Raw genomic sequence first — 502 nt, forward strand, 5'->3', positions numbered from 1 at the left:
TGTTGATCTAAACCTTTGATAAATTTTCCCAATATCCCATGAAGATCGTAGCAGACATCACCTGTCTGGGCAGCGAAGAGATCTTCACCGTCAGTAAATGCAGCGCTCAAAGTTTGATTGAAAAGATATGACTGGTATGCCTGGACATAAAATCGCCTTAAATTGAGAGGTACAGCGTGTATTGCTTTTTGTGCATCATCATGATCAATCATTTCTTGCAGTACTATTCTTTCAATGTCCATCTGAGGCGGAACTTGATTGAGATATTTTTTGTAATTTGATTTATCGACTAGTTTTTCTCTAATCTCAGTGTTTTCTTTAGAGTCATACCTGGAGGTAAATGAAACGATTAACTCAACTGCCTTTTTGAAATCACGTCGTAAAAGAGCCTTTCCTATTAGATGTGTAACGGGTCTTTTCGAGCCAAATCTCTGATAACCATAAAAATTTAGAATTTTTTGATAGTCAACAAACTCAGATAGTCTATCTTCGCAATCAGAAA

The 502-nt window shown here is 36.5% G+C and carries 1 protein-coding gene; it reads right to left on the minus strand.

The window, feature by feature from the left end:
• A partial coding sequence (gene truD / locus BG20_RS01160) for a tRNA pseudouridine(13) synthase TruD (protein WP_010189821.1) occupies window positions 1-502 on the minus strand: 502 nt, incomplete at both ends.

The organism is Candidatus Nitrosarchaeum limnium BG20, assembly GCF_000241145.1.
GTDB classification, from domain to species: Archaea; Thermoproteota; Nitrososphaeria; order Nitrososphaerales; family Nitrosopumilaceae; genus Nitrosarchaeum; species Nitrosarchaeum limnae.